24 protein-coding genes and 1 riboswitch are annotated in these 25,954 nt (G+C 71.9%); of the genes, 14 read left to right on the forward strand and 10 right to left on the reverse strand.

The features are described from left to right. Positions 1-18: 18 nt before the first annotated feature. The 3 genes from ACIQ8B_RS06215 to ACIQ8B_RS06225 form a co-directional block, all read right to left on the reverse strand. Positions 19-642 (reverse strand): GNAT family N-acetyltransferase, encoded by a 624-nt coding sequence (locus ACIQ8B_RS06215; protein ID WP_403545660.1) that lies wholly within the window; start codon positions 640-642, stop codon positions 19-21. A gap of 197 nt (positions 643-839) precedes the next feature. Next, positions 840-1,961 (reverse strand): family 2 encapsulin nanocompartment cargo protein polyprenyl transferase, encoded by a 1,122-nt coding sequence (locus ACIQ8B_RS06220; protein ID WP_403545662.1) that lies wholly within the window; start codon positions 1,959-1,961, stop codon positions 840-842. 133 nt (positions 1,962-2,094) lie between these two features. Further along, positions 2,095-3,501, reverse strand: coding sequence for a family 2B encapsulin nanocompartment shell protein (locus ACIQ8B_RS06225; RefSeq protein WP_290005926.1), 1,407 nt, complete (start codon positions 3,499-3,501; stop codon positions 2,095-2,097). A 290-nt stretch (positions 3,502-3,791) separates the two neighbouring features. Between ACIQ8B_RS06225 and ACIQ8B_RS06230 the strand changes: the two genes are divergently transcribed. The 4 genes from ACIQ8B_RS06230 (at position 3,792) to ACIQ8B_RS06245 (ending at position 7,543) form a co-directional block, all read left to right on the forward strand. Continuing rightward, on the forward strand, positions 3,792-4,385 hold the full coding sequence (locus ACIQ8B_RS06230) for an N-acetylmuramoyl-L-alanine amidase (RefSeq protein ID WP_198602461.1): 594 nt from the start codon (positions 3,792-3,794) through the stop codon (positions 4,383-4,385). A 115-nt stretch (positions 4,386-4,500) separates the two neighbouring features. Next, positions 4,501-5,427 (forward strand): 1-aminocyclopropane-1-carboxylate deaminase/D-cysteine desulfhydrase, encoded by a 927-nt coding sequence (locus ACIQ8B_RS06235; RefSeq protein ID WP_403545665.1) that lies wholly within the window; start codon positions 4,501-4,503, stop codon positions 5,425-5,427. A gap of 581 nt (positions 5,428-6,008) precedes the next feature. Beyond that, positions 6,009-6,422 (forward strand): anti-sigma regulatory factor, encoded by a 414-nt coding sequence (locus tag ACIQ8B_RS06240; RefSeq protein ID WP_004925829.1) that lies wholly within the window; start codon positions 6,009-6,011, stop codon positions 6,420-6,422. A gap of 17 nt (positions 6,423-6,439) precedes the next feature. Further along, complete coding sequence (locus tag ACIQ8B_RS06245) at positions 6,440-7,543, forward strand: RNA polymerase sigma factor SigF (protein ID WP_403545667.1); 1,104 nt, start codon at positions 6,440-6,442, stop codon at positions 7,541-7,543. A 22-nt stretch (positions 7,544-7,565) separates the two neighbouring features. Here the strand turns inward: ACIQ8B_RS06245 and ACIQ8B_RS06250 are convergent, their stop codons facing one another. Beyond that, complete coding sequence (locus ACIQ8B_RS06250) at positions 7,566-8,018, reverse strand: hypothetical protein (RefSeq protein ID WP_290005921.1); 453 nt, start codon at positions 8,016-8,018, stop codon at positions 7,566-7,568. Positions 8,019-8,135: 117 nt separating this feature from the next. On the opposite strand from ACIQ8B_RS06250, the gene ACIQ8B_RS06255 reads away from it, so the two are divergent. Both ACIQ8B_RS06255 and ACIQ8B_RS06260 read left to right on the forward strand, forming a co-directional pair. Further along, positions 8,136-9,104 (forward strand): diacylglycerol kinase family protein, encoded by a 969-nt coding sequence (locus tag ACIQ8B_RS06255; RefSeq protein WP_106412515.1) that lies wholly within the window; start codon positions 8,136-8,138, stop codon positions 9,102-9,104. A 318-nt stretch (positions 9,105-9,422) separates the two neighbouring features. Further along, positions 9,423-9,680 carry a WhiB family transcriptional regulator gene (locus ACIQ8B_RS06260; protein WP_003992873.1) on the forward strand — a complete coding sequence of 86 codons (258 nt, stop codon included), beginning with the start codon at positions 9,423-9,425 and terminating at the stop codon, positions 9,678-9,680. A gap of 272 nt (positions 9,681-9,952) precedes the next feature. Here the strand turns inward: ACIQ8B_RS06260 and ACIQ8B_RS06265 are convergent, their stop codons facing one another. After that, positions 9,953-11,419: a sensor histidine kinase gene (locus ACIQ8B_RS06265; protein ID WP_290006226.1), complete on the reverse strand. Its 1,467-nt coding sequence runs from the start codon at positions 11,417-11,419 to the stop codon at positions 9,953-9,955. A gap of 540 nt (positions 11,420-11,959) precedes the next feature. On the opposite strand from ACIQ8B_RS06265, the gene nagB reads away from it, so the two are divergent. The 7 genes from nagB to ACIQ8B_RS06300 all read left to right on the forward strand — a co-directional run bounded on the left by nagB (position 11,960) and on the right by ACIQ8B_RS06300 (position 20,070). Then, a complete protein-coding gene (nagB, locus tag ACIQ8B_RS06270) occupies positions 11,960-12,745 on the forward strand; it encodes a glucosamine-6-phosphate deaminase (RefSeq protein ID WP_403545670.1) in 786 nt (261 codons plus the stop codon). 157 nt (positions 12,746-12,902) lie between these two features. Beyond that, entirely contained in the window at positions 12,903-13,667 is a 765-nt protein-coding gene (locus ACIQ8B_RS06275) for a GntR family transcriptional regulator (RefSeq protein ID WP_290005918.1), read from the forward strand. A gap of 203 nt (positions 13,668-13,870) precedes the next feature. Next, positions 13,871-14,146, forward strand: coding sequence for a DUF3311 domain-containing protein (locus ACIQ8B_RS06280; protein WP_403545673.1), 276 nt, complete (start codon positions 13,871-13,873; stop codon positions 14,144-14,146). Beyond that, a complete protein-coding gene (gene mctP, locus ACIQ8B_RS06285) occupies positions 14,143-15,771 on the forward strand; it encodes a monocarboxylate uptake permease MctP (protein WP_403545675.1) in 1,629 nt (542 codons plus the stop codon). The genes ACIQ8B_RS06280 and mctP overlap by 4 nt, the downstream gene beginning before the upstream one ends. Positions 15,772-15,850: 79 nt before the next feature. Further along, entirely contained in the window at positions 15,851-16,354 is a 504-nt protein-coding gene (locus ACIQ8B_RS06290) for a GNAT family N-acetyltransferase (RefSeq protein ID WP_403545677.1), read from the forward strand. A gap of 82 nt (positions 16,355-16,436) precedes the next feature. After that, a riboswitch (cobalamin riboswitch) is annotated at positions 16,437-16,576 on the forward strand. Between the two features lie 123 nt (positions 16,577-16,699). Next, a complete protein-coding gene (locus tag ACIQ8B_RS06295; RefSeq protein WP_403545679.1) occupies positions 16,700-19,057 on the forward strand; it encodes a ribonucleoside-diphosphate reductase subunit alpha in 2,358 nt (785 codons plus the stop codon). A 56-nt stretch (positions 19,058-19,113) separates the two neighbouring features. Then, complete coding sequence (locus ACIQ8B_RS06300) at positions 19,114-20,070, forward strand: ribonucleotide-diphosphate reductase subunit beta (RefSeq protein WP_403546025.1); 957 nt, start codon at positions 19,114-19,116, stop codon at positions 20,068-20,070. 57 nt (positions 20,071-20,127) lie between these two features. On the opposite strand, the gene ACIQ8B_RS06305 is transcribed toward ACIQ8B_RS06300, so the two are convergent. Next, positions 20,128-20,349, reverse strand: a complete 222-nt coding sequence (locus ACIQ8B_RS06305) for a hypothetical protein (protein WP_290005914.1) — start codon at positions 20,347-20,349, stop codon at positions 20,128-20,130. 93 nt (positions 20,350-20,442) lie between these two features. Between ACIQ8B_RS06305 and ACIQ8B_RS06310 the strand changes: the two genes are divergently transcribed. Further along, on the forward strand, positions 20,443-21,405 hold the full coding sequence (locus ACIQ8B_RS06310; RefSeq protein WP_403545683.1) for a GlxA family transcriptional regulator: 963 nt from the start codon (positions 20,443-20,445) through the stop codon (positions 21,403-21,405). A gap of 19 nt (positions 21,406-21,424) precedes the next feature. On the opposite strand, the gene ACIQ8B_RS06315 is transcribed toward ACIQ8B_RS06310, so the two are convergent. From ACIQ8B_RS06315 to ACIQ8B_RS06330, 4 genes are all read right to left on the reverse strand, one after another. Then, positions 21,425-22,792, reverse strand: coding sequence for a cytochrome P450 (locus ACIQ8B_RS06315; RefSeq protein ID WP_366251977.1), 1,368 nt, complete (start codon positions 22,790-22,792; stop codon positions 21,425-21,427). Continuing rightward, a complete protein-coding gene (gene cyc1, locus ACIQ8B_RS06320; RefSeq protein WP_403545685.1) occupies positions 22,789-23,874 on the reverse strand; it encodes an epi-isozizaene synthase in 1,086 nt (361 codons plus the stop codon). Before cyc1 ends, ACIQ8B_RS06315 begins: the two co-directional genes overlap by 4 nt. Positions 23,875-24,122: 248 nt before the next feature. Beyond that, positions 24,123-24,773 carry a peptide deformylase gene (gene def, locus ACIQ8B_RS06325; protein ID WP_290005906.1) on the reverse strand — a complete coding sequence of 217 codons (651 nt, stop codon included), beginning with the start codon at positions 24,771-24,773 and terminating at the stop codon, positions 24,123-24,125. A 78-nt stretch (positions 24,774-24,851) separates the two neighbouring features. Then, positions 24,852-25,832 (reverse strand): hypothetical protein, encoded by a 981-nt coding sequence (locus ACIQ8B_RS06330; RefSeq protein ID WP_106416248.1) that lies wholly within the window; start codon positions 25,830-25,832, stop codon positions 24,852-24,854. Positions 25,833-25,954: the final 122 nt, after the last annotated feature.

The raw sequence follows: 25,954 nt of genomic DNA on the forward strand, positions 1-25,954 counted from the left end.
CCGGCGCCGGCCCGCGGGTCAGCCCTGCGGGCCGCTGGGGCGGGGCTCGCGCCACATGGGGTACATCAGGGGGCCGTCCGGGAGGCGCAGGGGTTCGCCGGTGGGCTCGAAGCCGAGACGGCGGTACAGGCGGACGCTGCGTTCGCTGCTCGCCTCCAGGTACGCGGCGCGCGCCTCACGGTCGCAGCGGTCGAGGACGGAGCCGATCAGCGCGGTGCCGAGTCCCTCGCCCTGCCGGCCGGGAACCACGCCGATCATCCACAGGTACTCGTGGGCGCGGTCCTGCGGGTGGACGCCCGCGGTGAGCCGGCCGATCAGCTCCACCCGCTCGTTGTCCGGGTCGACGGCCCGGCGCAACTCGGCGAACTCGTCCTCGCCCTCGGCCTCTGCGCCGTGGCCCGGGTCCCCCGCCGGCACGGACGTCCACAGGGCGCACGCCGAGCCGTCCTCGACGAGGTCGACGCGCCCCTCGGCGAGGGTGACGTCGGTGAAGGCGGCCATGAGCCGGTGGTGCGTCCTGCGGCGGTACTCCGCGCCCGGGAACACCCAGCTGCTGACCGGATCGTCCTGGAACGCCTCGTCCAGCAGCCGGACCACCAGCTCCCGGTCGTCCCCGCCGGCCGTCCGGATCGCCACGCCCATGTGCGCCCCTTCGTCCCAACCCTCTTTGCCCGTACGGAGGTTGAGACTAGCCGGACGGCCGGGGGGAGAGGGGCGGGTCCCGCACACCGTGGGGAAGTGCGGGACCCGCCCGTCCGGGACCACCCCGCCGTACGGGTCAGGTCCGCACGGCGGCGCGCGGTCCCGGGGCCGGGGGGGGACGGCCCGCGCCGTCCCCGTCAGGTGGTGCGCCGGGTCACGAACTCGGCCAGGGCCAGCAGCCCTCCCGCCGCCTCCGGGTCCGGCACCGCTCGGGCCACCTCCTGCATCGCGCGGGCCATCCGGTCCGCGGCCTGGGTCTGCGCCCAGTCGCGCCCGCCGGCCCGCTCCACGAGCCGGGTGAGGCGTTCGACGTCTCCCTCCTGGTGCGGGGCGGCGTACGCGGCGGCCAGCTCCGCCGCTGCCGGCGTGCCGGAGGTGAGCGCGGCGACGACCGGCAGTGACTTCTTGCGGGCGGCGAGGTCCGCGCCGGCCGGCTTGCCGGTGCGGCGCGGGTCGCCCCAGGTGCCGATCACGTCGTCGATCAGCTGGAACGCCAGCCCGGCCTCCCTCCCGAACGCGTCCATCGCCGCCACCTCCGCGTCCCCGGCGTCCGCGTACAGCGCGCCGACGGCGCAGGCGCAGCCGAGCAGCGCCCCGGTCTTGGACTCCGCCATGGCGAGGGTCTCCCCCAGGGTGACCTCGTCGGGCGGGCGCCGTTCCATGGCCGTGTCCGCGTGCTGCCCGGCGCACAGTTCGACCACGCACTGGGCGAGCCGGGCCGCCGCGGCCGGGGCGGCCGGGTGGGGGTCCTCGGCGAGCAGCCGCAGGGCGAGCGCCTGAAGGGCGTCCCCCACGAGGATCGCGTCGGCGTCCCCGAACACCGCCCACGCTGTGGGGCGGTGGCGGCGGGTGGTGTCCCGGTCCATCACGTCGTCGTGGACGAGCGTGAAGTTGTGGACCAGTTCGACCGCGGCCGCCGCCCGCAGGGCCGCCGTCCGGGCGGCGGGGCCTCCCAGGGCGGAGGCCGCCGCGAGCACCAGGGCGGGCCTGATCGCCTTGCCCGAGCCTCCGCCGGCCGGGGTGCCGTCCGCGTTCTGCCAGCCGAAGTGGTAGAGCGCGACGCGGCGCATCGGGGCGGGCAGGGACCCGAGGGCCGTGCGCAGCACCGGGTCGACCGCGGCCCTGGTGCGCTCCAGCAGGACGGCCGCCTCGTGTCCGTCCCCGGTGTGCCGGTCCGGTCCGGGCACGCTGTCGGGCGCGGTGCGTGCCGTGCGCTGCTCCGGCCGGCCCGCCGTGGGCCGGGCCATGGACTCCGTCATCGACTTCCCCCTGGGACCGACTCGGTGGAGGCACGGGAGGACGGCGCTTCCGCACTCGTCGAGCACGTTCCCCCCTGGTCTACCCGCCCGGGCGGGCGGGGACACGGCGCGCGCGGCGGGAGCCGGCGGGCGGTCACCGCCACCGGCCGATCTCGACGTTCTCCAGGACGCCCAGCGCGTCCGGGACCAGTACCGCTGCCGAGTAGTAGGCCGTGACCAGGTACTTGATGATGGCCTGTTCGTTGATGCCCATGAACCGCACGGACAGGCTCGGCTCGATCTCGTCGGGGATGCCGGCCGCCCGCAGGCCGATGACGCCCTGCTCCTCCTCGCCGGTGCGCAGCGCGATGATGGAGGTGGTGCGGGCCTCGGTCACCGGGATCTTGTTGCACGGGTAGATCGGCACGCCCCGCCAGGTGGGGATGCGGTTGCCGCCCACGTCGAGGGTCTCCGGGACGAGTCCCCGCCTGTTGAGCTCGCGGCCGAACGCGGCGATGGCGCGCGGGTGGGCGAGCAGCAGCCGGGTGCCGCGGCGCCGGCTGAGCAGTTCGTCCATGTCGTCCGGGCCGGGCACGCCGTCGTGCGGCTGGATCCGCTGGTCGTACTCGCAGTTGTGCAGCAGGCCGAAGTCGCGGTTGTTGACGAGCTCGTGCTCCTGACGCTCCTTCAGTGCCTCGACGGTCAGCCGGATCTGCTGCTCCGTCTGGTTCATCGGCTGGTTGTAGAGGTCGGCGACGCGCGTGTGGATGCGCAGCACGGTCTGGGCGACGCTCAGTTCGTATTCGCGGGGCCGGGCCTCGTAGTCGACGAACGTGTGCGGGATGTCCGGCTCGCCGCTGTGGCCGGCCGCGAGGTCGATCTCCTTCTCGCCGTACTTGTTGGTGCGCTGCCGCGGGAGGTCGACCCGCCGGCGCAGGTGCTCGCGCAGGGACTCGGACCGCTCGGCGACCTGGTCGACCGCGTCGCGGGGCAGCACCAGGACCGTGCAGGCGGTGAGGGTGCGGACCGTGTACTCCCAGATGGCGTCGTCGTCCTGGAGGGCCTGTTCGCCGAAGTAGGCGCCGTCGGCGAGCACTCCGAGCGACTCGTCCTCGCCGTAGGGGCCGGTGCCGACGCGCTCCACCCTGCCGTGCGCCAGCAGGTACACCTCGTCGGCCTGGCTGCCGGAGGAGGCGATGACCTGGCCGGCCTCGATCTCCCGCTGCCGGCAGCGGGAGGCCAGCTCGGTGAGCACCTCCTCGTCCTCGTAGTCGCGCAGCACCGGCAGTTCGCCCAGCTCGGCGGGGATGATCTCCACCCGGTCGCCCGTCTTCACGAACGTGAGCCGGCCGTCGCCCACGGCGTAGGTGAGCCGCCGGTTGACCCGGTACGTGCCGCCCTGCACGTCGACCCAGGGCAGCATCCGCAGCAGCCAGCGGGAGCTGATCTCCTGCATCTGCGGCACGGACTTGGTGGTGGTGGCCAGGTTCCGCGCCGCGGCCGTACCGAGGCTCTGCTGCTGCCTGGTCTGCTCCGTGCGGACCTCTTCGCCTGCCGACATAGAGAATTGCCCTCCCCAATAGATCCGCGCCCGGCCGTGCCGGGCGTCGCAGTGCGCGATCAAGCGTTCCTCACGTACCGTGTCGGCGCCATTACCCGATCGAGCGGGGTTGGATCTTGGGGAGGCTGGGCAGGCTGACCGGCTGTGCGACGGCAGGCGGACGGAAGGGGATTGTCCGGATCGACTCGCACCGCCGCCGAACGAGTACTTGAAAGACTGAACTTTCGGCTATAGGCCCTCTACCAGACGGCCGCGTTCAGCGGCCGTCGTCCGGCACGAAGGAGGGCGGCATGGCCCCACCCATGTCCGCGAGCGCGTTCCTGCGCGCTCTCAAGGCCGAGGGCCTCACGGTCGTCGAGGTCGGCGACTGGCGCGGCCACAACCGGAACCACAAGGGCCCCTGGGGGCCGGTGCACGGCGTGATGATCCATCACACCGTGACCAAGGGCAGCGCCAGGACGGTGGACATCTGCCGCAGGGGTTACTCGGGCCTGCCCGGCCCGCTGTGCCACGGCGTGATCACCAAGGACGGCCGGGTGCATCTCGTCGGCTACGGCCGGGCCAACCACGCGGGGCTCGGTGACGATGACGTGCTGCGGGCGGTGATCGCCGAGAAGAAGACGTTCCCGCCGGACAACGAGGCCAACACCGACGGCAACCGGCACTTCTACGGCTTCGAGTGCGAGAACCTCGGCGACGGCAAGGACCCGTGGCCGGCGGCGCAGCTGGAGGCCATCGAGAAGGCCGCGGCGGCGGTCTGCCGGTACCACGGCTGGAACGAACAGTCGGTCATCGGCCACCTGGAGTGGCAGCCGGGCAAGGTGGACCCGCGCGGATTCACCATGAACGCGATGCGCAAGCGGATCCGTGACCGTCTGAAGTGACCCGGCGCCGGGGCCTCGCCGCCGGTGTTCCGCCCTCGTGCCCCCCCCACGCGGAACACCGGCGGCCCCGCCCGGCGGCTGCCCGGGACGCGCCCGTGTCCCGCCCCGGGCGACAATGGCGCGCGTGACCAGCTCCGACGCTCCCGGCCCCGCCGCCCTGGCCGCCCTGCGCCCGCGGCTCCCCTCGCCGCTGGAGGAGACCGTCGACGCGCGGTTCGAGCGGCACGGGGTGCGGCTGCTGCTGAAGCGGGACGACCTCGTCCATCCCGAGCTGGTCGGCAACAAGTGGCGCAAGCTCGCCCCGAACCTCGCGGCGGCCCGTGGGCGGACGGTGGTCACGTTCGGCGGGGCGTACTCGAACCATCTGCGGGCCACGGCCGCCGCCGGCCGGCTGCTCGGTCTGCCCACGGTGGGCGTGGTGCGCGGCGAGGAACTCGCCGGACGGCCGCTCAATCCGTCGCTGGCGCGGTGCGCGGCCGACGGCATGCGGCTGCACTTCGTCCAGCGGTCGGTGTACCGCCGCACGACCGAGCCGGACATCCTCGCGGCCGTGCTGCGCGCGGCGGACGCGGAGGACGCGTACGTCGTGCCCGAGGGCGGCAGCAACGCCGCCGCGGTGCGCGGGTGCGTGGATCTCGGCGGGGAGCTGGCGGGAGCGGCGGACGTGGCCGCGGTGGCCTGCGGCACCGGCGGCACGCTCGCGGGGCTGGCCGCCGGACTCGCCGGCAGCGCGCGCGTCCTCGGCGTACCGGTGCTCAAGGGCGGTTTCCTCGGCGCGCGGATACGGGCGCTGCAGACGGAGGCGTTCGGCGGGCCGCGCGGGGACTGGAGCCTGGACGAGCGGTTCCACTGCGGCGGCTACGCGCGCGTCCCGGCGCGTCTCGAGGCGTTCGCCGCGGACTTCGAACAGCGCCACGGCGTCCCCGTGGAACGTGTCTATGTCGCCAAGTTGCTTCATGCCCTTGTCGCCCTGGCCGGAGAGGGCGCCTTCCCGCGCGGGAGCACGGTCGCCGCGGTCATCACCGGACGTCCGTTCCCGTGAACCGCTGAGCGGCCTGCCGCGTCTCCGGTGGGCCGCGGTCTCCCCGGGCCCAGCCGGCGCGGCAGCGTCCGCAGCGTCTCGTCGACGGGGCGCCCGCGCGTCGGCCTCGGCCCGCGTCCCGGCCCGCGTCCCGGCCCGCGGGTTCCGCCCGGGCCCCCGCAGCAGCAGGGGCGTCACGTCCACGTCCGGCCCGCCCTCGTTTTTCCGCGCGGGCGTCCGCGCGCCCGTCGTAATCTGGCCATCATGAACCAGTGCACGCACGTCGAGGCGTTGCCGTACCCGGAGCCGGCGCCGACGCTTCGTCGCCCGCGTACCGGTGTGACGCGGCGGGGCCCCCGGTGCCGGACGGTTCGACGGTCCGGCGCCTGGGTACGTCAATGCGGCGCGCGCTCTTCCCATTTGGTCGCCGCAGACCCCTAGCCACGGAGCGTGTTCAGAGCTTTACTATGAGTGACGACAGCGGGTCGGGGTCCCGGCGACAGGACCGCCGGGAGCGCGATAGCGTCACGGCTGAACCACGTAGCGCGTTGCCCGGGGGCGAACACAGGCCCTGAAACGCTTGTACCACCTTGGAGGTGAGGGTGTCCCAGATCGCAGGCGAGCCCGCGACCCAGGACTTCGTGGAAGTCCGGCTGCCGGCCGCGGGGGCCTACCTGTCGGTGCTGCGTACGGCCACGGCCGGCCTCGCGGCCCGTTTGGACTTCACCCTCGACGAGATCGAGGACCTGCGCATCGCGGTCGACGAGGCCTGCGCGATCCTGCTGCAGCAGGCCGTGCCGGGATCGGTGCTCAGTTGCGTCTTCCGGCTCGTCGACGACTCGCTGGAGGTCACCGTCTCGGCGCCCACCACGGACGGCCACGCCCCCTCGCGGGACACCTTCGCCTGGACCGTGCTGTCCGCGCTCGCGGGCAAGGTCTCCTCGGCCGTGGACGAGGACAAGACCGTGTCGATCAGCCTCTACAAACAGCGCGGCGCGGGACCCGGGCCGGCGTGAGAAGCGAGGACGGGCCGGTGCGGGACGAAGAACGCGGCACACGGGAGCTGCCGGCCGAGCGCGTGCCGGACGGCATCGACGGCATCCCCGAGCAGGCCCGGCCGCATCCGGAGGACGACTCCGCCAGGGACGTCCGGCCGGGCGGCGGGCAGGCCGGCGGTGCCGTGCGGGGCGCGTCCGCGGCCGGACCGGCCGCTCCCGGCGGGGACGCCCCCGCCCGGGCCGAGCCGGCGGCGGGGGACGAGGCGAGCGCTCGGGGAAGGGCGACGGGCGGGACGATGAGCGAGCACGAGCGAGAGGCCGAGGAGCGGGCGGCGCCTGCCTCCGGCGCACCGGGTGTGCCGGGCACGCACGCGCACCACGACCCGCAGGACCGCAGCGGGGCGCGCGCCCTCTTCCTCGAGCTGCGCACGCTGGAGGACGGCACTCCGGAGTACGCGGAGCTGCGCAACCGTCTGGTGCGGATGCATCTGCCGCTCGTCGAGCACCTGGCGCGCCGCTTCCGCAACCGCGGCGAGCCGCTGGACGACCTCACCCAGGTCGCCACCATCGGGCTGATCAAGTCCGTCGACCGCTTCGACCCGGACCGCGGCGTGGAGTTCTCCACGTACGCCACCCCGACGGTCGTCGGCGAGATCAAGCGGCACTTCCGCGACAAGGGCTGGGCGGTGCGCGTGCCGCGGCGGCTCCAGGAGCTGCGGCTGGCGCTCACCACGGCCACGGCGGAGCTGTCCCAGCTGCACGGCCGCTCCCCCACGGTGCACGAGCTGGCGCAGAAGCTGGCCATCTCCGAGGAGGAGGTCCTGGAGGGCCTGGAGTCGGCGAACGCCTACTCCACGCTGTCCCTGGACGTCCCCGACACCGACGACGAGTCCCCGGCGGTCGCCGACACCCTCGGCGCGGAGGACGAGGCGCTGGAGGGCGTGGAGTACCGGGAGTCGCTCAAGCCGCTGCTGGAGGACCTCCCGCCGCGCGAGAAGCGGATCCTGCTGCTGCGCTTCTTCGGCAACATGACCCAGTCGCAGATCGCCCAGGAGGTCGGCATCTCGCAGATGCACGTCTCCCGGCTGCTGGCCCGCACCCTGGCCCAGCTGCGGGAGAAGCTGCTCGTCGAGGAGTGAGCGCCGGCGCCGCCCCGGCGCGTCACTTCGCGGCGTCGCCCGCGTTCCCGGGTCCGCGGATGCCGAGGGCCCGGGTGGTCTCCGCGTTGATCAGCAGCACCAGCGCGGTCACGGCGACGACGGCGAGCACGATCCCGGCGGGAATCGCCGCCCCGTCGGACAGCAGCATGTTGTAGGCCACCGGCAGCGCCATGATCTGCGTGATGACGGCGGGCCCGCGGCTCCAGCTCCGCCGGGCGAACAGGCCGCGCGCGGCCAGCAGCGGCAGCAGCGCCAGCACGATCAGGGTGACCCCGCCGGTGACGGCCTGCGCCCGGCCGTCCGGCTCGCCCGCGAGACCGAGCACCAGCAGCCAGACGCCGCCCACGACCAGCGCCAGGCCCTCGAACGCGGCCAGGGCCGCGGCGTACGTCAGGCGGCGCGGACGGGCACCGGTGTCGTCGGGGCTGGTGGCGGGGGTCTGCTCGCTGCTCACCCCTGCAGGGTAGCCGCCGCCGGGGAGCCGTCCCGTGGCGAGGTTCACGCCCCGCGCCGTCCACGGTGCGGGACCTCGGTCTGGGCCGGGTACCGCTCAGTAGGTACCCTGCACGTCATGCGTGCACTCCTCGTGGTCAACCCGGCGGCAACCACCACCAGTGCGCGCACGCGCGACGTGCTGATCCACGCGCTCGCCAGCGAGATGAAGCTGGACGCGGTGACCACCGAGTACCGCGGACACGCGCGCGACCTGGGCCGGCAGGCGGCGGAGAGCGGCGAGATCGACCTGGTGGTCGCCCTGGGCGGCGACGGCACGGTGAACGAGGTGGTCAACGGCCTGCTGCACGCGGGGCCCGACCCGGAGCGCCTGCCCGGTCTCGCCGTGGTCCCCGGCGGCTCCACCAACGTCTTCGCCCGCGCCCTGGGGCTGCCCAACCAGCCCGTGGAGGCGACCGGCGCGCTGCTGGACGCCCTGCGCGAGGGCCGGGAGCGGACCGTGGGCCTGGGGCTGACCTCGGGCACTCCCGGCACCGAGGACGAGGCGGTGCCGGCCCGCTGGTTCACCTTCAACGCGGGGCTGGGCTTCGACGCCGGCGTGGTCGGCCGGGTGGAGCAGCAGCGGGAGCGGGGCCGGAGGTCGACCCACGCGCTCTACATGCGCCAGGTGGTGCGTCAACTGCTGGGCGACCCGCACCGTCGGCACGGAATGATCACATTGGATCTCGTGGGCGAGGAGCCGGTCGAGGACCTGGTGCTGTCCATAGTCTCGAACACCTCGCCGTGGACGTTCCTCGGCAATCGCCCGATCTACGCGTCGCCCCGGGCGTCGTTCGACGCGGGACTCGATCTCTTCGGTCTCACGCGGATGTCCACCGCCGCGGTTGCCCGGTATGGCACGCAGTTGCTCACTTCGTCCCCGGAGCGCGGCCCCCGCGGCAAGCACGCGGTGTCGCGGCACGATCTGACACGCTTCACCTTGCATTCGAAGGTGCCACTGCCCCTTCAGATGGACGGTGACCATCTGGGGCTGCGTACGAGCGTGACGTTCACAGGCGTACGCCGTGCACTGCGTGTGATTGTGTGAGCAGAAAGGCCCAAAGTCCTTTCAGTCGAACGTTTAGGCCAGGGTCCACCCCATGGAAGTACGGCTGTGACCTAGTCGACACCGAAGAATCAAAAAAAACTTTCCGGAAGGGGTTGTATCCGCCGCCGAGGTTTGCGAGTCTCTTCTTGGCGATCGGGACGGCCCGCAACACCGGCCTCCACAGATCACCGGAACCCCTCTTCAAACCCAAGGACCACGCCAGGAACCCTGGCAGTCGGCCCTTCACTTGTTGGGGGATTCGTGAAAGCGTTCACATTCACAAGCTAACCGCAGTAATACCAAGGAGAGGTAGCAGCCATGGACTGGCGTCACAACGCCGTTTGCCGCGAAGAAGACCCCGAGCTCTTCTTCCCCATCGGCAACACCGGTCCCGCGCTGCTGCAGATCGAGGAAGCCAAGGCCGTCTGCCGCCGCTGCCCGGTGATCGAGCAGTGCCTGCAGTGGGCGCTCGAGTCCGGTCAGGACTCCGGCGTCTGGGGTGGTCTCAGCGAGGACGAGCGTCGCGCGATGAAGCGCCGCGCTGCCCGCAACCGGGCGCGTCAGGCCTCCGCCTGACGACCCCGCCCCCGCCCCCGCGAACAGCCTGAGCTTGGCGGCGCGTGTGCGCCCGTCCGGATGATTCCGTGGACGGCGCACACGCATCTCCCGCCCCGAGCCGCAGCGCGACGTTCCCCCGGTGCCCGACCCGGTCGGGCAGGGGAAGCGAAGGAACGAGCATCAGCCCCGGACCGTGGTCCGGGGCCTTTTGCTGTCCGGCCCCGCATCACGCCGGCCCCGCATCACGCCGGGCCCGTTCACGCCGGGCCCGTTCACGCCGGGCCCGGCGGCTACGCGTGGGACTGCACCGGGATGTCGAGGATCACCCGGGTCCCCCGCCCCGGCGCCGGCACCATGTCGAAGGCGCCGCCCAACTCCCCCTCCACCAGCGTCCGTACGATCTGCAGGCCCAGGTTGCCCGCGGTGTGCGGGTCGAACCCCTCGGGCAGCCCCACCCCGTCGTCCTGCACGGTGACCAGCAGACGCGCCTCCCGGGAGGTGCCGCCGCGCACCGCCGACACCTCGACGGTGCCGGTCTCGCCCTCGCGGAAGCCGTGCTCCAGGGCGTTCTGCAGCACCTCGGTCAGCACCATCGACAGCGGCGTGGCCACCTCGGCGTCGAGTATCCCGAAGCGGCCCGAACGCCGGCCGGTGACCTTGCCCGGGGAGATCTCGGCGACCATGGCGAGCACCCGGTCGGCGATCTCGTCGAACTCCACCCGCTCGTCCAGGTTCTGGGACAGCGTCTCGTGGACGATGGCGATGGATCCGACCCGCCGCACGGCCTCCTCCAGCGCCGCGCGCCCGCGTTCCGACCCGATCCGTCGGGCCTGGAGCCGCAGCAGCGCGGCCACCGTCTGGAGGTTGTTCTTCACCCGGTGGTGGATCTCCCGGATGGTGGCGTCCTTGGTGATCAACTCGCGTTCACGGCGGCGCAGTTCGGTCACGTCCCGGAGCAGCACCAGCGAACCGATGCGGGTGCCCTTGGGCTTGAGCGGGATCGCGCGGAACTGGATCACGCCGTCGCCGGACTCGATCTCGAACTCGCGGGGCGCCCAGCCGCTCGCGACCTTGGCCAGCGCCTCGTCCACCGGCCCGCGCGAGGGCGCCAGTTCGGCGGTGGTCCGCCCGAGGTGATGGCCCACCAGGTCCGCGGCCAGGCCCAGCCGGTGGTAGGCGGACAGGGCGTTGGGCGACGCGTACTGGACCACGCCGTCGGCGTCGAGCCGGATCAGGCCGTCGCCGACCCGTGGCGAGGCGTCCATCTCCAGCTGCTGGTTCGCGAACGGGAAAGCGCCCGCCGCGATCATCTGCGCGAGGTCCGAGGCGCTCTGCAGATAGGTGAGCTCCAGCCGGCTCGGGGTGCGCACGGTGAGCAGGTTGGTGTTGCGCGCGATGACGCCGAGGACCCGCCCCTCGCGCCGTACCGGGATGGACTCGACGCGGACCGGGACCTCCTCCCGCCACTCCGGGTCGCCCTCACGCACGATGCGGCCCTCGTCCAGGGCCGCGTCCAGCATGGGCCGGCGTCCGCGCGGGACCAGGTGGCCGACCATGTCGTCCTGGTAGGAGGTCGGGCCGGTGTTGGGCCGCATCTGGGCGACGGAGACGTAGCGCGTGCCGTCGCGGGTGGGGACCCACAGCACCAGGTCGGCGAAGGAGAGGTCGGAGAGCAGCTGCCACTCCGAGACCAGCAGGTGGAGCCACTCGAGGTCGGTGTCGTCGAGGGCGGTGTGCTGGCGTACGAGTTCGTTCATGGAGGGCACGTCAGCGAGCGTACCCGCGGGATCGTCCGGCCCCGGAACACCCGCGGGCCGCGGCGCCTGGGAGGGACCCTCAACCCTCCCGGCACCGCAGCCCGGAGCAATATCGGCCGGTGGGGTGTGCGGTCCCGGTCGGCCGAAGGATGAGGAGCCGGGGCAGTCAGGGCAGAGAGCCTCGGATCCTCGGTCCGCCTTCCTGTGCGGGGAAGGCAGGTCTGTGTGTCCTGCTACGCATTGTGGACTAGACCACTGCGCCTGTAAATGCGTCGTACGGGGGTTCTTCGCCGTCCCTCCGCGTCCCCGCGGACGCGGACGGGTCCCGCATGCAGCCTAACCCGAGAGGTGTGCCGGCGGGGCCGGTCGGACGCGGGATTTCCGGGGCACCCGGGCCCGGGTGCCGTTTCCGTTCCGGAGGCCGGTCTCACCTGGGCGGACGGGTGCCCCTCTGCTAGATTGAGATTGGTCTACACCACATGGTCCCGGTGTCCCGGGGCCCGTCCCAGTCGAGTCCACCGGAAGATCGGCAGGCCCATCGTGGAAGTTGTCATCGTCGCGGACGCCAAGGCGGGCGGCGAGCTCGTCGCCGAGGCCATGGCCCAGCTGCTGCGACGCAAGCCCGACGCCCTGCTCGGCGTGGCCACCGGTTCCACGCCGCTGCCCGTCTACGAGGCGCTGGCGGCGAAGGTCCGTGCCGGCGCCGTGAACACCTCCCGTGCGCGGGTGGCCCAGCTCGACGAGTACGTGGGGCTGCCCGCCGACCACCCCGAGTCCTACCGCTCGGTGCTCCGGCGCGAGGTCCTCGACCCGCTCGGTATCCCGGTGGACGCCTTCCTGAGCCCCGACGGCACGGCCGAGGACGTCCAGGCCGCGTGCGAGCGCTACGACCGGGAGCTGGCCGAGGCCGGCGGTGTGGACCTCCAGCTCCTCGGCATCGGCACCGACGGCCACATCGGGTTCAACGAGCCGTGCTCCTCGCTCGCCTCGCGCACCCGGATCAAGACCCTGACCGAGCAGACCCGGGCGGACAACGCCCGCTTCTTCGACGGCGACGTCGACCAGGTCCCGCACCACGTCATCACCCAGGGCATCGGCACCATCCTGGAGGCCCGGCACCTGGTGCTGCTGGCCACCGGCGAGGGCAAGGCGGACGCGGTCGCCGCCACCGTCGAGGGCCCGGTCGCGGCGGTGTGCCCGGCGTCCGCGCTGCAGCTGCACCCGCACGCCACCGTGGTGGCCGACGAGGCCGCCGCCTCCAAGCTGAAGCTCGCCGACTACTTCCGGCACACCTACGCCGGCAAGCCGGAGTGGCAGGGCATCTGACCCTCGCCCGTGGTCTGGACCATCACGGTCACAGGGGTATACAAAAGGGATCACGGAGCGTGCGAGGGGCCCGCCCCCGCCCGGAGCCGTGCCACGATGTCAGCCGTGGCCGACGGTCTGTCGGCCGCTTCGGCAGCCGGAGCCGGGAAGGCAGAGCATGAGCACCGACGTCAGCAGTGCGGAGAACGAGGGCGGGACCGTTGTCCGTACGGCGCGCGTGCCCAAGTACTACCGGCTGAAGAAGCACCTGCTCGACATGACCGAGACCGCGCCTCCCGGCACGCCGGTCCCGCCCGAGCGCACGCTGGCGGCCGAGTTCGACACCTCGCGCACCACCGTGCGCCAGGCGTTGCAGGAACTGGTGGTCGAGGGCCGTCTGGAGCGGATCCAGGGCAAGGGCACCTTCGTCGCCAAGCCCAAGGTGTCCCAGGCGCTCCAGCTCACCTCGTACACCGAGGACATGCGCGCCCAGGGCCTGGAGCCGACCTCGCAGCTCCTCGACCTCGGGTACATCACGGCCGACGACCGGCTGGCCGGCCTGCTCGACATCGCCGCCGGCGGCCGGGTGCTGCGCATCGAGCGGCTGCGCATGGCGAACGGCGAGCCGATGGCCATCGAGACCACCCACCTCAGCGCCAAGCGCTTCCCGGCGCTGCGCCGCAGCCTGGCCAAGTACACCTCCCTCTACACCGCCCTCGCCGAGGTGTACGACGTCCATCTCGCGGAGGCCGAGGAGACCATCGAGACGTCCCTGGCCACGCCGCGCGAGGCGGGCCTGCTCGGCACCGACGTCGGCCTGCCGATGCTGATGCTGTCCCGGCACTCGCTCGACCGTGAGGGGCAGCCCGTGGAGTGGGTGCGGTCGGTGTACCGGGGCGACCGGTACAAGTTCGTCGCGCGTCTCAAGCGCCCGCAGGACTGAGACCGGACGCCTCCGGGCGGCCCTCCGCCGTCCCGCACGACCCGGCGGACCGGGCGGCTGACAGGGATTTTCGCCGCTGTCGCCTCGCGGTTGCGCCGCTGCCGCACACCTCTCCTCTTACGGGGGGTTACGACCACCCCGGACCCTCATCTACATTGCCGCGAGCCAACGTCGGCGATCACTGAGGGGACGGGAGCCGTCTGATGTCACAAGCCCCGGAAACACCACGAGAGCCGGTGGTGACGCCCGTGCGCGTCGTCATCGGTCTCTGTCTTGTCGCACCGTTCGTGGCCATGCTGTGGGTCGGGTCCTACGCCAAGACCGACCCGGTGTTCATCGGCATCCCGTTCTTCTACTGGTACCAGATGGCCTGGGTGCTGATCTCGACCGCGCTGACGATGGTCGCGTACAAGCTGTGGCAGCGTGACCAGCGTGACCAGCGCGCCCGCTCGGCCGGGAAGGGGGGTGCGGAGCAGTGAACGACGGCGTGAACGGCGTGGCACTCGCGGTCTTCGTCTTCTTCTTCGTGCTCGTCACCGTGATGGGCTTCCTGGCCGCGCGCTGGCGCAAGGCCGCGAACGAGCACACCCTCGACGAATGGGGCCTGGGCGGGCGCTCGTTCGGCACCTGGGTCACCTGGTTCCTGCTGGGCGGCGACCTGTACACCGCGTACACCTTCGTGGCCGTCCCGGCGGCGATCTACGCGGCGGGCGCGGCCGGCTTCTTCGCGGTGCCGTACACGATCCTGGTGTACCCGCTGATCTTCACCTTCCTGCCCCGGCTGTGGTCGGTGTCGCACAAGCACGGCTATGTGACGACGTCCGACTTCGTGCGCGGGCGGTTCGGCTCGAAGGGGCTGTCGCTGGCCGTCGCGCTGACCGGCATCCTGGCGACGATGCCGTACATCGCGCTGCAACTGGTGGGCATCCAGGCCGTCCTGGACGTGATGGGCGTCGGCGGCGGCGAGCACACCAACTGGTTCGTCAAGGACCTGCCGCTGCTCATCGCGTTCGGTGTGCTCGCCGCGTACACCTACTCGTCCGGGCTGCGGGCGCCCGCGCTGATCGCGTTCGTCAAGGACACGCTGATCTACCTGGTCATCGCGGTGGCGATCATCTACATCCCGATCAAGCTGGGCGGGTTCGACGAGATCTTCGCCTCCGCGCAGGAGGCGTACAGCGAGACCAACCCGGCCACGGGCGCGCCGCGCGGCTCGCTGGTGCCGGGCGAGGCCGGCCAGTGGACGTACGCCACGCTGGCGCTGGGCTCGGCGCTCGCGCTGTTCATGTACCCGCACTCGATCACCGCGACGCTGTCCTCCAAGAGCCGTGAGGTGATCCGCCGCAACACCACGATCCTGCCGCTGTACTCGCTGATGCTGGGCCTGCTGGCGCTGCTCGGCTTCATGGCGATCGCGGCCGGGGTGAAGGTGCAGAACGGCCAGCTGGCCATCCCGCAGCTGTTCGAGACCATGTTCCCGGACTGGTTCGCCGGTGTGGCCTTCGCGGCGATCGGCATCGGCGCGCTGGTGCCGGCGGCGATCATGTCGATCGCGGCGGCGAACCTGTTCACCCGCAACATCTACAAGGACTTCATCAAGCCGGACGCGACGCCCAGGCAGGAGACCGCCGTCTCCAAGGTCGTGTCGCTGCTGGTGAAGGTGGGCGCGCTGGCCTTCGTGCTGACCATGGACAAGACGGTCGCCATCAACTTCCAGCTGCTGGGCGGGATCTGGATCCTGCAGACCTTCCCGGCGCTGGTGGGCGGCCTGTTCACCCGGTGGTTCCACCGCTGGGCGCTGATCGGCGGCTGGGCGGTCGGCATGATCTACGGCACGGTCGCCGCGTACGGGGTGGCGTCGCCGACGCAGAAGCACTTCGGCGGCTCCGCCAAGGAGATCCCGGGCATCGGGGAGATCGGCTACATCGGTCTCACCGCCTTCGTGATCAACGTGCTGGTCACGGTCGTCCTGACCTTCGTCATGCGGGCGGTCAAGGCGCCCGAGGGCGTCGACGAGACCCAGCCGCAGGACTACACGGCGGACGCCGGCGACCCGGGCGTGAAGGTGGAGCTCCCGCCGGCCACGGCGGGCAGCGCGCACTGACGCGGCAGGGCAGAGGGCAGCGGGCCGCCGGTGGAGAACCGGCGGCCCGCTGTCGTCCCCGTGCGGCAGACTCCCCCGCATGGACATCGTCACCCGGCCGGTGGCGCCCGGCGAGCACGCGGAACTCGGTGAGATCACCGCGCAGGCCCATCTCGGCGACGGCCTGCTGGACTTCGGGGAGAGCGACGCCTACCTCGGCGAGCTGCGGGACGTGGCGAAGCGCGCGGCGGCCGCCGAGGTGCTGGTCGCCGTGGAGCACGGCACGCTGCTGGGCGGGGTGACCTTCGTGCCGGGCCCCGGACCGATGGCCGACACCGCGGAGCCCGGCGAGGCGGAGATACGGATGCTGGCGGTGTCCCGCGCCCACCGCGGCCGGGGCGCCGGCGAGGCCCTGGTGCGGGCCTGCGTCGACCGGGCGCGGGCGCTCGGGTGCGCGCGGATGGTGCTGTCCACCCAGCACACCATGCACGCCGCGCACCGGGTGTACGAACGGCTGGGCTTCACGCGCGCCCCCCGGCGGGACTGGAACCCGCTGCCGGAGCTGGACGACATCATGCTGCTCGTCCACGAGCTGACGCTCTGACGGCTCCGCCCGGCCCTTCCGCCCGGCACCACCATAACCCCTGCGCGACACAACATATGGGTCCGCCGGCGACGCCCGGCACAAGATGTATGCTCATGCTCGCTGTCGCCGCAGGGGAATCCGGTGCGAATCCGGAACTGTCCCGCAACGGTGTACCCATGCCTGCCCACGGGCGCGCACGGGAGTCAAGTCCGAGGACCTGCCGACAGTGCGCCCGGCCCTTCCGGTCCGGGTGCCCTGACGTCCGGGCCTCGTGGAATGGGCCGGTGGACGCGACGCCGCGTGCGCTCGTGTGCTGCCCCCTGCTCCTTTCGAGGCCCCGTGCCGAGCGAGGGAGAGCCCCACGTGACCATCGCGCCAGCCGATCCGGCTTCAGCGACCGGCGTGACCGAGAAGAGCGACGGCCCCGGGGCCGCGCTGCTGCGGACCCTGACGGAGCTGACCGCCGACCTGCCCGACGCCGACCCCGGCCGGGTGGCCGCCGCCGCGCTGCGCGGCCGGTCCGCCGCCGCCGACGAGACGGAGCTGCGGGACCTGGCCACCGAGGCGGCGGCCGGACTGATCTCCGAGGACCCCGCCTACTCCCGGCTCGCCGCCCGGCTGCTGACCCTCGGCATCCGCGCCGAGGCCGCCTCGCAGGGCGTCACCTCGTTCACCGGGTCGGTGGCCGCCGGGCACCGGGAGGGCCTGATCAGCGACCGGACCGCCGCCTTCGTCCGGCTGCACGCGGCCCGTCTGGACGCGCTGATCGACGCCGGCGCCGACGACCGCTTCGGCTACTTCGGGCTGCGCACCCTGCACAGCCGCTACCTGCTGCGCCACCCGGTCACCCGCAAGGTCGTCGAGACGCCCCAGCACTTCCTGCTGCGGGTCGCCTGCGGTCTCGCCGAGGACGACGGCGTGCGGGCGCTGGAGGAGGTCGCCGCGCTGTACGGGCTGATGAGCCGGCTGGACTACCTGCCCTCCTCCCCCACGCTGTTCAACTCCGGCACCCGCCACCCGCAGATGTCGTCCTGCTACCTCCTCGACTCCCCCAAGGACGAGCTGGACTCCCTCTACGAGCGCTACCACCAGGTCGCCCGCCTCTCGAAGCACGCCGGCGGCATCGGCCTGTCCTTCTCCCGCGTCCGCGCCCGGGGTTCGCTGATCCGCGGCACCAACGGGCACTCCAACGGCATCGTGCCGTTCCTGAAGACGCTGGACGCCTCCGTCGCCGCCGTGAACCAGGGCGGCCGGCGCAAGGGCGCCGCCGCGGTCTACCTGGAGACCTGGCACGCGGACATCGAGGAGTTCCTGGAGCTGCGCGACAACACCGGTGAGGACGCCCGCCGTACGCACAACCTGAACCTGGCGCACTGGGTGCCGGACGAGTTCATGCGCCGGGTCGCCGACGACGCGGCGTGGTCGCTGTTCTCCCCGGCCGACGTGCCCGAGCTGGCCGACCTGTGGGGCGAGGAGTTCGACACGGCCTACCGCGCCGCCGAGGCCGAGGGCCTGGCCCGCAGGACGCTCCCGGCCCGCGAGCTGTACGGCCGGATGATGCGCACCCTCGCGCAGACCGGCAACGGCTGGATGACCTTCAAGGACACCGCCAACCGCACCGCCAACCAGACCGCCGAGCCGGGCCACGTCGTCCACTCCTCGAATCTGTGCACGGAGATCCTGGAGGTCACCGACGACGGGGAGACGGCGGTCTGCAACCTGGGCTCGGTCAACCTCGCGGCCTTCGCCGACGGGGACGGCATGGACTGGGAGCGCCTGGACGCCGCGGTCCGCACCGCCGTGACGTTCCTGGACCGGGTGGTCGACATCAACTTCTACCCGACCGAGCAGGCGTCCCGGTCCAACAGCCGCTGGCGCCCGGTGGGTCTGGGCGTGATGGGGCTGCAGGACGTGTTCTTCCGGCTGCGGATGCCCTTCGACTCCCCCGAGGCGAAGGCGCTCTCCACGAGGATCGCCGAGCGGATCATGCTCGCCGCGTACGAGACGTCCGCCGAGCTGGCCGAGCGGCACGGCCCGCTGCCCGCCTGGGAGAAGACCCGTACCGCCCGGGGCGTGCTGCACCCCGACCACTACGACGTCGCCCTGGCCTGGCCGGAGCGCTGGGAGGCGCTGCGGAGCCGGATCGCCACGACGGGCATGCGCAACGCGCTGCTGCTGGCGATCGCGCCCACCGCGACCATCGCGTCCATCGCCGGCGTGTACGAGTGCATCGAGCCGCAGGTGTCCAACCTGTTCAAGCGCGAGACGCTGTCCGGGGAGTTCCTCCAGGTCAACTCGTACCTGGTGGAGGACCTCAAGCGGCTCGGCGTGTGGGACGCGCGCACCCGGGAGGCGCTGCGCGAGGCGAACGGCTCGGTGCAGGACTTCGGGTGGATCCCCGAGGACGTGCGGCGGCTGTACCGCACGGCGTGGGAGATCCCGCAGCGCGGCCTGATCGACATGGCCGCCGCCCGCACCCCGTTCCTCGACCAGGCGCAGTCGCTCAACCTGTTCCTGGAGACGCCGACCATCGGGAAGCTCTCCTCGATGTACGCCTACGCCTGGAAGCAGGGGCTGAAGACCACCTACTACCTGCGCTCCCGCCCGGCGACCCGGATCGCCCGCGCGGCCCGCGCCGCCGTCCCCGTCCAGCAGCCGGCCGGCCCCGAGGCCGTCGCCTGCTCCCTCGAGAACCCCGAATCCTGCGAGGCCTGCCAGTGACCACCAGCGCGACCAAGAACCTGCTCGACCCCGGCTTCGAGCTGACCCTGCGCCCCATGCGCTACCCCGACTTCTACGAGCGCTACCGGGACGCGATCAAGAACACCTGGCACGTCGAGGAGGTGGACCTGCACTCGGACGTCGCCGACCTGGCGAAGCTGACACCGGAGGAGCAGCACCTGATCGGCCGGCTCGTGGCGTTCTTCGCGACCGGCGACTCGATCGTGGCGAACAACCTGGTGCTGACGCTGTACAAGCACATCAACTCGCCCGAGGCGCGGCTGTACCTGTCGCGGCAGCTGTTCGAGGAGGCCGTGCACGTCCAGTTCTACCTGACGCTGCTGGACACCTACCTGCCCGATCCGGACGACCGGGCGGCGGCCTTCGCGGCCGTGGAGAACATCCCGTCCATCCGGGAGAAGGCCCAGTTCTGCTTCAGGTGGATGGACTCGGTGGAGGAGATCGACCGGCTGGAGACGCGGGCCGACCGGCGCCGCTTCCTGCTCAACCTGATCTGCTTCGCCGCGTGCATCGAGGGCCTGTTCTTCTACGGCGCCTTCGCCTACGTCTACTGGTTCCGCAGCCGGGGTCTGCTGCACGGCCTGGCGACCGGCACCAACTGGGTGTTCCGCGACGAGACGATGCACATGTCGTTCGCGTTCGACGTGGTGGACACCGTGCGCAAGGAGGAGCCGGAGCTGTTCGACGAGGAGCTCGGCCGGCAGGTCACCGACATGCTGCGCGAGGCGGTCGAGGCGGAACTGCAGTTCGCGCGGGACCTGTGCGGCGACGGCCTGCCCGGCATGAACACCGAGTCGATGCGGCAGTACCTGGAGTGCGTCGCCGACCAGCGGCTGGTGCGGCTGGGCTTCGCTCCGGTGTACGGCTCGGAGAACCCGTTCTCCTTCATGGAGCTGCAGGGCGTCCAGGAGCTGACCAACTTCTTCGAGCGCCGTCCGTCCGCGTACCAGGTCGCCGTGGAGGGCACGGTCGACCTGGACGAGGACTTCTAGGGCCCTGGCGCCGGGCCCGGGGACTTCCGGGGCCCGGGGACCGGGCCGGGTGTCTCCTCACGCCGCCCGAGCGGTGCGGCGGGAGGAGGTCCCGTGCGCCGGACGGGCGGCGGCCGGCGGGGCGGGGATCTCGGCGGCCGCCGTGGCCGCGGCCCGGCGGATCTGCCGGTCCAGGCGGCGGTCGCGCAGGATGCCGATCACGGCGGGCGCGGTCATGAGGACGAACAGGCCGAGAACGGCCACCATCGAGATCAGTGCTTCCCTCTGCGTCGTGTTCATGGACACCACTGTCGCGCCGGACACTCCTGACCGGGAGTGGCAGGACTGCCGTACACCCTCGATTTACTGCCAGTCGTGCGGCACACTGGAGGCATGCTCCGGAATGTGGCGGCCGTCCTCCTCGACGGCGTGAACCCCTTCGAACTCGGCGTGGTCTGCGAGGTGTTCGGCATCGACCGCAGCGACGACGGGCTGCCGGTCTACGACTTCGCCGTCGCCTCGGCGGACGGGCCGTCGGTGCGCGCCAGTACGGGCTTCTCCCTCCAGGTCGAGCACGGTCTGGAGCGCCTGGAGACGGCGGACCTGATCACCGTGCCGGCCGGCGCCTCCTACGTGACGCGGGAGTTCCCGCCCGAGCTGCTGGACGCCCTGCGCCGGGGCGTCGACCGGGGCGCGCGGGTGCTCAGCGTGTGCTCGGGGGTGTTCGTACTGGCCGCCGCCGGGCTGCTGGAGGGCCGCCGCGCCGCCGTGCACTGGAAGCACGCGGAGGAGCTGAGCCGCAGGCACCCCCATCTGACGGCGGAGCCCGACGTGCTCTACGTCGACGAGGACCCGGTGTTCACCTCGGCGGGCACCGCCGCGGGCATCGACGCCTGCCTGCACCTGGTGCGCAAGGAGCAGGGGCCCGAGGTGGCCAACCGGATCGCCCGGCGGATGGTGGTGCCCCCGCACCGCGACGGCGGGCAGGCCCAGTACATCGAGCGCCCGCTGCCGCAGTCCGGGGGCGACTCCGTCGCCGGGGTGCTGGGGTGGATGGAGCGGCACCTCGACGAGGAGGTCACCGTCGAGCAGCTCGCCGCCCGCGCCCACATGTCCCCGCGCACCTTCGCCCGCCGCTTCCAGCAGGAGACCGGCACCACGCCCTACCGCTGGATCCTGGGCCAGCGGGTGCTGCTGGCCCAGCACCTGCTGGAGCGGACGGACGAGACGGTGGACGCGATCGCCGGCCGTACCGGCTTCGGCAACGCGGCCGCCCTGCGCCACCACTTCGTGCGCGTGGTGGGAACCACGCCGCAGTCCTACCGGCGCGCGTTCAGGGGCCCGGAGGCCGCCTGAACGCGCGCCGCACGGCCGGTCAGCGGGGCAGCACCCGCAGCATCAGCCGGCGGGGCCGCAGCGTGATGCCGATGCGCGGCCGGGCGTCGGAGCCGGCGGCGTGCTCGAAGCGGCACGCGTCGGCGACCACGGCGGTGATGAGCGTGAGCTCCGCCATGGAGAAGTGGTCGCTGGGGCACTTGCGGTTGCCCACGCTGAACGGGCTCATCGCGTACTTGGGCACGTCCTTGGACCGCTCCGGGAGCCAGCGGTCCGGGTCGAAGTCCTCGTTCCGCTCGTACGACCGCCGGTCGCGCTGGATCGCGTACGGGCTGTAGATCAGGTCCGCGCCCTTCGGAATGCGGTAACCGCCGAGTTCCGTGTCGGCGACCGCACGGCGGGTCAATATCCATACGGCCGGATACAGCCGCAGGGTCTCCGTGACGACATTCGCGGTGTACGTCAGCTTCCGCACGTCCTCGAATGCGACCGGCCGGTCGCCGACGACGGATTTCACCTCGTCGCGGATCTTGTCGCCGAGTTCCGGGTGCTCGGTGAGAACCAGGAGCAGCGACATGATCGTGGACCCGACGGTTTCGGCGCCGGCGGTCAGGATGGCGAGAACCTGATCGTGGATCTCCTGTTCCCCGATGGGGTCGCCATTGTCGTCCTCCGCCTCCAGCAAAGCCGTCAGCAAATCGTTCGGTTTTTGACTGCTTGCCCGTCGGTCGGCGATGATCTCGTCGACCAGGACGTGCAGATCGGCCAGTGCGCGGTTGAATTCCCGATTGGCCGGGAGCGGAACCTTGTAGAGCGGTCCGAGCGGCACCACCATACGCTGGTACATTCCGGCGAACAGGGTGGTGAGGTCGGCGCATATGCGCTCGGCGCGGGCGTCCATGTAGCTGCCGCGCATGAGGCAGCGGGCGGCGATCCGCACGGCCACGCGGAAGGACTCCGCCGTGGTGTCCAGCGCCCCGCCCGCGGTCCGCCAGCGCTCCACCAGCGCGTGGGCCTCCCCGGCCATGATCGGGCCGTAGGCGGGGATCGCGTCGAGCCGGAACGCCGGCTGGATGGTGCGCCGCTGGCGGCGGTGCAGCTTGCCGTTGGCGGTGGCCACGCCCTCCTTGCCGAGCAGGCTCTCCAGCGACTCCCACAGGGGTCCGGCGATGATGTAGTCCGGGCTGAGCGCCACCGCGCCGGTGAGGGCGGGGGTGGTGACGGCGTAGACGGTCTTGGGTCCCAGTTTGAGGCGCACCACGTCGCCGTGGTCGCGGAGCTGGCACAGGAAGGCCAGGGGGTCGCGCACCAGGCGCCAGCCGTGGCCGAGGAGCGGGACGGCGCCGCCCGCCACGGGCGGCTCGACCGGTGCGGTGGCGCCCCTCGGGCGTACCGACTCGACGGTCATTTCTCACCTTCCGTTGCGCTGCTGACGTACGGGGGCGTGGACCGGTCGTCCCAGCTGTCGACCCGGTACCGGCCGGACTCGTGGTGGAACCAGTAGACGGAACTGAACCAGTTCCGCATGTTGCCGACGCAGGCGCGCACGGCGGCGCTCGTCTCCTTTCCGCCCACCGTTCCGTCGTCGAGCCGGTCGGCGAACCGTAATGCCTCCTGTTCCGCGTCCAGGAATTCGCTGATGCATTCCTCCACGCGGCGCCGTACCTCGGCGATCGCCTCTTCGAGGGTCATTCCCTCGTGGGTGACGAGACTGATGCCGAGATTGTGCACCTCGTTTCCGGCGATTTCCTTCGGCAGCGAGCAGAGGTCGTTGTACCAGGCGGCGAATTCCTGGCTGAGCAGCGCCGCTTTCCGGTACGCCGGGTTCTTCCGCACCTCGTGCGGGAGTTCGAGACCCGCGCTCGGTTCCAGGAGGTCGGTCCAGATCCAGTGCGCGAAGGTGAGGCGGCGCAGTTCCAGATATTCCTCGACGGTCGGGACGATGCCCTCGGTGCGGTTGTGGAACTCCCGGTCGTACGCGTCGATCACGGCGTGGAAGTGGCGCGCGAAGCGGGCGTTCCAGCCGCCCGGCAGGAAGGCGTAGAGCCGCTGCACGCTGTCGGCGAGGCCCGCGACCACGGGGTCCTGGTGACCGAGGTGGTCGCCGGGGCGGTCGAGGGCGCTGTGCAGCAGGTCCTTCAGCCGGCGCCAGGCTGCGGGACGGCCGTGCACGATGTCGCGGTCGTGCCGGTCGTCCCAGACGAAGAACCAGGCGCTGTAGTCCGCTATCGCCTGGAGGACCTCGTCGGGGGCGCCGATGTAGTAGCCCGCCATGAGGTCCGTGTAGCACAGGCCGTCGGCATATTCCTCCACCTTCTCCGGTGTCATGAGCCGCTTTTCGAGCAGCCATGCCCGGGTCTCCCTCTGGAGCTTCGGCCAATACGGGTGGAGTCGCCGGGGAAACGCCGTTTCGATCACCGGGAGAGACAGCGCCGGTGGAACCGCGATGGTGGTCGGTGTCGATGTGGTGCCGTGTGACAAAGCATGCACGAACAATCCCCTCTCAGCCGCCAGTTGAGCGCCCGCCCCTGAGCCGGGCGTACGCCGTGCGTATCCCCGCACCTCCATTCAGCACCACAAGCGACCGTTCTGGGAACGGATTTGCTTCTTTCGCTACCTTCGAGCACGCGCAGACGCGCACAGACGCGCACAGAGGGACGCGCACAGCGGAACGGCGCCCGTCCGGGAGGTGCCGGACGGGCGCCGTGCGCGCGGGAGGAAGGGAGCCGTGACGGCGGTCAGTCGTTGGCGACCACGGGGTAGCGCGGCTCGTTCTCGGCCATCTGCTTGAGCGCGGCCTTGCGCTCCCGCTTCGACAGCCGGTCGATGTAGAGGTAGCCGTACAGGTGGTCCGTCTCGTGCTGGAGGCAGCGCGCGAAGTAGCCCGTACCGCGTACCCGGATCGGGTTGCCCTTCTCGTCCTGGCCGGTCACCTCGGCGTAGTCGGGGCGGGCCAGCGGCGCGTACGCGGTGGGCACCGACAGGCAGCCCTCGCTGCTGTCGTCCAGCCGGCGCCGCTCGGCGGGCAGTTCGACGAGCTTGGGGTTGCAGACCACGCCGACGTGACGCACGCCCTCGTCGTCCGGGCAGTCGTAGACGAAGACCTTCAGGTCGACACCGATCTGGTTGGCGGCCAGGCCCACGCCCTCGGCGGTGCGCTGGCTGGCGAACATGTCGGCGACCAGCTGCTGGAACTCCTCGCCGAAGTCCGTGACGTCCTTGCACTCCCTGTGCAGCACCGGGTTGCCGACCACGGTGATCGGACGCGACGTGCCGCGCTCCCGCCAGGCCGCCTCGCGCTCCTCGCAGTCCTCCGTGTCGATGACGTACCCCTCGTCGTCGACGGGGAGCACGCCCGCGTGCTGCTGATCGGTGTCCTGCTGAGCCATGACCGACGTGTGCCTTCCTGGGTGGAACCGGAGTGTGCTGCTGATACAGGGTACGGCGAACGGTCCGCGGCCCTGGTCCTAACAGACCTCTTCGAGATCACGCCAGTCCCGGGAGTCCGGGCTGTCCGCGACCCACCCGTCCAGCAGCCCCCGCACCAACGAAGCCGGCGCAGCGAGACCGCACTCGCGCTCCGGCACCCACAACTGCCCGTCGGTACGGTGCCCGAGCGGCCCGGGGTGCCCCGGCTCGCTGTGGTCGTGCGGGTCGAGGTGCTCCCCGTCGCCCTCGTCGGACGGCATCCGCGACTCCGAGCACATGCGGCACAGCAGCCGCACCGACGACGACCAGTCCTCGGCCGCGAACCCGGCGTCGGAGGCGAGCTGTTCCAGCGCGTCCCGGTCGGCCTCGGACGCGGCCTCCAGCAGCACCACCCAGGTCGGCACCGGCGAGGGCGCCCACAACTCGATCTCGTCGAACACCGGGTAGGTGTGCCCGGCGGCGGTGCTCCGCTCGCCGTGCGGCACCCCGTCGTGCAGCACGACCTCGCCCCAGCGCCGCCCGGAGGACGGCAGGGGGATGGACAGCACCTCGATGCGGGCGGGGTCGAGCCGCCGCCCCCACACCACTTCGGCCTCCCCCTCCGGGGACAGCCGTACGGCCGCGCTGCCCAGGTCCATGCCGAGGGGCTCGCCGGAGTCGGTCGCGGGGCCGGGCACCTTCAGCCCGTACGCCTGCCAGGCGCGGCGGGCCAGCGGCCAGTCCTGGAGGGCGGTGGCGGCGATGCCCACGTTCCACCAGTCCGGCGCCCCGGTGTCGCGGTCGAGCAGCGCGACGGCACGCAGTCCCGCCGCGCGCGCCTGCTCCCAGTCGTGCCGGAACTTGTGCAGCAGCGCGAGGTTGAACCAGGACTCCGACAGCCAGGGTTCCAGATCGGCGGCGCGTGTCAGCAGCGCGCCCGCGTCCTCGTACCGGCCGTCGCCGATGAGCGTGAACGCGCGGTCCGTGGCCTGCCGCCAGGAGGCGGAGGGCCGGTGACGTCCCTTGCCGAAGATCCTCACGATTCCCGCCTGCCCGTTCCGTTCGGTGGGCCGGCCGCAGCGGTCGGCGCCCCCGGACACCCTCTCCTTCGCATCCAACCACGTACGGCCGCGAGGGCGCTCATTACCCATGGGTTACCCGG

The organism is Streptomyces sp. NPDC096105, assembly GCF_044763335.1.
Classification (GTDB): domain Bacteria; phylum Actinomycetota; class Actinomycetes; order Streptomycetales; family Streptomycetaceae; genus Streptomyces.